Here is a 6,206-nt window from a genome sequence, read left to right on the forward strand (position 1 = left end):
TATTTTTATTTGGTGAAGCATGCACCATTATGTATAAAACAAAGGAATGTTTCAATACTGAAAATGTACGGTATTTCACACAGATTATTTTACGACGGTAATGTTTAAATGTTTTTATAACGTGAAAAAGGATTTATGAAGGAAAGATTTTAATTTAGAGGAACTGCCTGGGCAGGAATAAAAGGAGAAGATCCGTTTATGTCAATGAACGAACAAGTCCCACACGATAAAAGCCTCGATAACAGTCTAGCCCTAATGCGTGAGGGGTACCTGTTTATCCAAAACAGGGTGGATCGGTATCAGTCCGATCTATTTGAAGCGCGCTTGCTGGGACAAAAAGTCATTTGCATGAGGGGGGAAGAAGCGGCGAAGATATTTTACGATCCAGAACGGTTTCAGCGAACTGGCGCCGCACCGAAACGGGTACAAAAAACGTTATTTGGCATGAACGCCGTCCAGGGAATGGATGGTGAAGCGCATACTCACCGAAAGCTTCTTTTTATGTCATTGATGACTCCGCCGCATCAAAAGCGGCTAGCAGAGCTTACGATGGAACAGTGGCAGGCGTCTATTAGCAAATGGGAAGGTGCCGAGAAGGTTGTACTTTTTGATGAAGCAACCGATATTTTATGTCGGATAGCTTGCCATTGGGCTGGAGTTCCGTTGCAGGAATCAGAAGTAAAAGAGCGGGCAGCTGACTTCGCTACAATGGTCGATGCCTTCGGGGCGGTAGGACCGCGGCACTGGAAAGGAAGAAGAGCAAGAACCAGGGCTGAAGAATGGATTAAAAAGGTCATAGAAGATGCCCGAGCCGGCAAGCTGAAGGCTGAAGAAGATTCCGCACTTCATGCTATGGCTTTTCACAAAGAGCTGAATGGCAGCCAACTGGATACCCAAATGGCTGCAGTAGAACTCATTAACGTGCTACGGCCGATTGTGGCGATTGCAACCTTCATTACCTTTACAGCTTTGGCACTGCATGAGCATCCCGAATATAAAAAGAAGCTGCAGTCAGGAAACAGTGACGACCTTGAAAGGTTCGCACAAGAGGTCCGGCGCTTCTACCCGTTTGGCCCTTTCGTGGGTGCAAGAGTACGAAAGGATTTTATCTGGAATCAATGTGAATTCAAAGAGGGAATGCTTGTATTGCTGGATATGTACGGGACAAATCACAACCCCAGGCTCTGGGAAAACCCAAATGATTTCTTTCCGGAACGGTTTAAGGAATGGAAAGGCAGCTTATTTGATTTCATTCCCCAAGGTGGGGGCGACCCGGCAAAGGGGCACCGCTGCCCGGGCGAGGGTATTACCGTCGAAGTCATGAAAGCAAGCTTGGATTTCCTTGCTAACAAAATCGAATTTGAAGTCCCAGATCAGGATTTAAGTTACAGCCTGGTAAAAATGCCAACACTGCCTGAAAGCGGATTTATTATCACTAATATTAGAGGAAAATGAATAGATCCAAAGAAACACCCTGCAAAGTGAATTTGCAGGGTATTTCTTTGGATTGTAACTGAGTTTTTAATAAATACCCGTCTAGGCTATATCGTGTTAATTTCTGTCTCCCTGCATAAGATTCCGGTCGGTCTCATATCCCTAAAATCTTTTTTTGCAATTGAGCGATTCACTTCTCATGTTCTCCAGAACGCAAGCATTATAATATTAGGTTATTGATCGGAAATGTATTTTACGTATTGGTACTTGATTTTAAAAAATCACTTGTACCCGTGGCCTGTAATGGAATTAATCCTCTTTATGGCGAATAAGTTTACACAGGGAGGGATCTGTGTGGAATGGGCATTTAAATATATTCAAGAACTAACGCAGTATAAATTTTCGATGGCGTTAATCATTAGTTTTGGAACGGGATTGGTTTCAAGCTTTAATCCTTGTATGATTGGCATGGGGACAAGCATTATTGCTTTTCAGAAAAATGCCCATAAAAAAAGCAACGCAACGATTTTATTATTTATGATTTCATTTTCTGGTATGCTTGCTGCTATTGGACTAGTGGCTAGTTTTTTCGGGAATCAAATTTTAACCATAAGTGAAGAGTACGGTAAGGTGTTTCATATTATTTTATCCTTAGTATTTGTCTCACTAGGATGTTATATGATCGGTGTAAAGGTGCTGCACATTTTTAAGTGGCTTCCGTTTAAAATATTTCTTTTTTATAGTGCTAAACAAAAACAACGGAGTAAACGAGTGCCGCAAAGCGTGAAAATATGCTCGTTAGGGGCTTTATTCGCTATCACGCCGTCACCGTGTACCACACCGATGATCCTTGCAATGGTGGCCTATACATCATTCACTCAATCCCCATTGCTGGGGAGCATACTGCTTTTTGTTTACGGGCTTGGTCATAGCTTTCCTTTCTTGCTTATAGGGAACTTAACAAATATGTTAAACAAAAAAGTATTTCATCAATGGCACCGTGTAGTGAATATAGGACTTGGTTGTATGATTATACTCTATGGGATTTATTTTTTATTCGAATAAAGGAGCATTTATTTATTAGCTAAGGTTTTTGTTCGGTGAGCAAAGGCAGTTTGAATAAGTTCCTTTACCTGATCATCATCAAGTGAATAGTAGACTAGCTTACCTACCTTTTTATATTTTGCCAAACCTAAATTTTTTAATAAACGTAAATGGTGAGAAGCCGTAGAAAGTGTCGAGCCAATAATATTGGCTACGTCACACACACACAATTCGTCTTCAATTGTTAATGCATAGGCGATTTTAATCCTTGTATCGTCTGATAAAGCTTTAAAAACAGTAGCGACATCAAGCGTGTTTTCTTGACCTAGTTTAGACCGGACATTTCTTACCTTCTGTTCATCGACACATGTTACTTCGCAGACGTCTTTTTCTTGTTTATTTTCCACTTTATTACCACCTTTAGGATTCTGTATCTTTATATTATTACTAATTATATGAGTACTATGGGATTTTTCGAAAGCCTCTAAAAGTATACCTGTATTTCTTAATACTCTGGAGCTTCTACACTTATTTGGACAGAAAAAATTAAGGTCACGTACACTTCACCTAAAACAGATAAGGAGCTCCAACTATGACAAAGCGAGAACGCCGCACATTCACGCCCGAGTTCAAAAAGCAAATGGTGCAGCTGTATCAGAATGGAAAACAAAACGAGCCATTATTGATGAATATGATCTGACTCTGTCATCTCAAGGTGATCTGCGGGATATCCAGCTGTTCAACACCAACCGTGGCAGCGAGTTTAAAAATCAGCTCATCGATGAAACGTTAGCAGCCTTCCAGATTGGCCGCTCTTTAAGCATGAAAGGCTGTCCATAGGATAATGCCGTGGCGGAAGCCACGTTTAAAATCATCAAAACAGAGTTTGTCACCAAATGAAGTTTGATAGCTTGGAGCACCTTACACTTGAATTCAGTGACTATGTTAATTGGTTTAACAAACTGCGAATACATAGAACACTAGGTTACATAAGCCCAATTGAATATAAACGATCGTCACTTAAGGAAGTTGTCTGATTTAGTGTTGACAATCCAACTCACACAAATAAGAATGTACGAATTTCTAGTTCTAAAAAGGAAAGACTTAATACTTAAACTTTTGGTCTTCTTAGCTACATGGCATGTAAAATATACAAAATTTTATGCTGTTTTATTATACCACGCCTGTTGAAAAGGGTTGGTAAGGATATCGAGATTATTAATGTAGAAATAATCAACTTTAAACACTTAGAGTTCAGAGAATAGAGAGTAGGGAAGGGAGGGTTCACAAGGCCATAGTAGAGGTATTTTAGATTGAAGAAGCCAACGCCCCCAGTCAAGAATAAATTGGGAGCTGAAATCCAACCCTACAAATTGAGAGCTGGGGAATAAAACCGTAATATTTATTTTAGTTTGAATACGTTCAGCAACCCGCTTCATTTTTAATATTGCAATTCACTCAAATGATCGTTTGAATATTTGATTTTCCCTGATATAATAAAAGCGAGATAAAAGGAGGTGGATCTTCCAGAAGAGCATAATAATGGAGGCAGGTTCTATTTTTAGGATTTATTTTTAATAGGATTTAGGCTGTTCGAAGTGTATTTATGTAACTGCGTGGGTTATAAAAAGGGTCAGAAGGTGATCTACATACTATATTAATGGAATTGTTATTTTATCTATGTTTCTCGGTCTTGATGGGTTCTTTTGTGATGCGGGTGATTCCACCTAACAAAAAATCATCTATACATATTCGGAAAATATGCTGAAACCCTATGAGGGGAGTGAGCTGGCTTTAGCTAAAAAAAGATAATAAGCCTTTCCTTTGGGGTTGAGCTGGAAGATAGTCTTAGTTTTATATGGTGTTATTGTCACATTTCAAATATTCTCTTCGTTTCACCGTGTTTATGCGGCTTGCGGAGTAATATTTATCATTCTTTCCGTATTGAGGGGGGGCAATAAAAAAGCTTCTGACTTGTATGACTGGCTAGGCATGGTCATTTGTCTAGCTGGTTTCTAGGTATAATGTGGCAGCTATGTCACTGAGGAGAAAAAATAAGGAACTAGACTACAAAGGATAGATATTTAGGCCCGTATTTTGCAAGTCTATTTTATGTTACATAAATGTTACATTTTGAGAATTATTCTACCAAAACACTAGATTTTTTTGTAGAATAAGAGAAGTGTTTGTATAAAATCCAAATATTTGGTTACCAGGTAACCTTTATAGAAAGAAGGCCGAGAAAAGAAGTGAAGAAAGGCGTTTTTCATGTATTGTTGGCGTTGTTGCTGCTTATTCCTTTTGTTGGAACAAATTATACTGCTCAAGCAGCAGGATTTACGGACGTTCCTTCACGGGCAACCAAAGAAGTGAACTATCTCGCTGAAGGCGGCATTGCCAATGGTTCCTCAGCTACGGTGTTTGCTTCAGAAAAAATCGTTACACGGGCAGAAGCAGCTGTTTTTATTGGACGGGCTCTTCAGTTAGATGGAAAACAACGTGAGACAAGTTTTAAGGATGTTGGTTCGGGTAACTTTGCTTCTGGTTATATCCAGTCAGCTGTTGAAAAAGGCATCTTATCTGGTTATGACGGCGGCCGTTTTCAGCCTGATGGACAGGTAACTCGTGGAGAAATGGCAGTGATGCTTTCAAAAGCATTTGGCTATTCATTTGGTGGAACCTTGTCAGGAGCAGCAAAAGCATTAATGGATCAGGGAGTTGCAAGCGGTTTGGAAGATGGAACATTTGGTTCCAACAACCTGATCACTCGTGTTGATTTCTCTGTATTCCTTGCGCGGGCTATTAATCCTGAATTCCGTACCAAAACATCGGTCAGCTTTTCCAAAACATTGTGGACCAGTACAGGGGATTTAAACATTCGCTCGGGTCCAAATACATCTTTTGCTTCCAAAGGAACGCTTGATGCAAATGTACAGGTAGCAGGAGCTCACACAGTGGGCGGCTGGACATATGTAAAAGCAGGAACCAAAACAGGTTTTGTGAGCGCGTATTACCTGCGTTCAACTGAAACTTCTTCACAAAACAATTCAGTTGTTGAAGGAACGGATTCCCGTCTCTCAGGTCAAACTATTATTATTGATCCGGGTCACGGCGGAACTGATCCGGGAGCGAGCGGGTTTAGCTATTCGGAAAAAACAGCTACATTGGCTGTTGGGCTCAAAGTGAACAGCTTATTTAAAAATACGCCATTTAAAATTGCGATGACTCGTTCGGCAGATACGTACCCTACTTTGACGCAGCGTACAAACTTTGCAAAAAGTCAGGGTGGAGATGTGTTTGTCAGCATTCATGCAAATTCTGGAGCGTCGTCAGCTTCGGGAACAGAAACGTATTACTATTCAGCAGCTACAAATCCATATGTTGCAGACAGCAAATTGCTTGCATCTAAAATTCAAGCGCGGATGCTGACTGCATGGAAGCTGAATGATCGCAAGGTAAAAGTCGGGAATCTCCACGTTCTACGTGAAAATAATATGCCAGCGGCGCTTGCGGAGCTTGGTTTTATCACAAACAAAGGTGATAATGACAAACTTAGATCAGACTATTGGCAAACAGCAGCATCAAAAGCAATTTATCTTGGCATTTTAGATTACTATAAAGCAAAAGGCTACGATGTAGAATCGCTTTATAGTGTAGCAAAATAAATATAACGATTCGTTAATACAAAAAGAAGGCTGGATAACCAGCCTTCTCAGACTGTAGACAAA

General features: G+C 40.2%; 6 protein-coding genes. 5 read left to right on the top strand and 1 reads right to left on the bottom strand.

Translation table 11 applies throughout. The annotated features are described in order from the left end of the window. Positions 1-204 precede the first annotated feature (204 nt). Positions 205-1,455 (top strand): CYP152 family fatty-acid peroxygenase CypC, encoded by a 1,251-nt coding sequence (gene cypC, locus VP97_RS14160; protein WP_050182539.1) that lies wholly within the window; start codon positions 205-207, stop codon positions 1,453-1,455. Positions 1,456-1,788: 333 nt separating this feature from the next. Continuing rightward, positions 1,789-2,499, top strand: coding sequence for a cytochrome c biogenesis CcdA family protein (locus VP97_RS14165; RefSeq protein ID WP_050182531.1), 711 nt, complete (start codon positions 1,789-1,791; stop codon positions 2,497-2,499). An 8-nt stretch (positions 2,500-2,507) separates the two neighbouring features. Here the strand turns inward: VP97_RS14165 and VP97_RS14170 are convergent, their stop codons facing one another. Continuing rightward, positions 2,508-2,885, bottom strand: a complete 378-nt coding sequence (locus VP97_RS14170) for an ArsR/SmtB family transcription factor (protein ID WP_050182534.1) — start codon at positions 2,883-2,885, stop codon at positions 2,508-2,510. Positions 2,886-3,374: 489 nt separating this feature from the next. On the opposite strand from VP97_RS14170, the gene VP97_RS24940 reads away from it, so the two are divergent. The 3 genes from VP97_RS24940 (at position 3,375) to VP97_RS14175 (ending at position 6,143) form a co-directional block, all read left to right on the top strand. Beyond that, positions 3,375-3,515 carry an IS3 family transposase gene (locus VP97_RS24940; RefSeq protein ID WP_082220362.1) on the top strand — a complete coding sequence of 47 codons (141 nt, stop codon included), beginning with the start codon at positions 3,375-3,377 and terminating at the stop codon, positions 3,513-3,515. A gap of 793 nt (positions 3,516-4,308) precedes the next feature. Continuing rightward, entirely contained in the window at positions 4,309-4,497 is a 189-nt protein-coding gene (locus tag VP97_RS23330) for a YnfA family protein (RefSeq protein ID WP_245629896.1), read from the top strand. A gap of 230 nt (positions 4,498-4,727) precedes the next feature. Further along, positions 4,728-6,143, top strand: a complete 1,416-nt coding sequence (locus tag VP97_RS14175) for an N-acetylmuramoyl-L-alanine amidase (protein ID WP_050182541.1) — start codon at positions 4,728-4,730, stop codon at positions 6,141-6,143. The last annotated feature ends 63 nt before the right edge of the window (positions 6,144-6,206 follow it).

Source organism: Domibacillus robiginosus (assembly GCF_000966195.1).
GTDB lineage: Bacteria > Bacillota > Bacilli > Bacillales > Domibacillaceae > Domibacillus > Domibacillus robiginosus.

Coding starts and splice junctions, on each gene's coding strand:
- VP97_RS24940 (WP_082220362.1), top strand. CDS start 3,375: ATGAAGTTTGATAGCTTGGAGCACCTTACACTTGAATTCAGTGACTAT.
- cypC (WP_050182539.1), top strand. CDS start 205: ATGAACGAACAAGTCCCACACGATAAAAGCCTCGATAACAGTCTAGCC.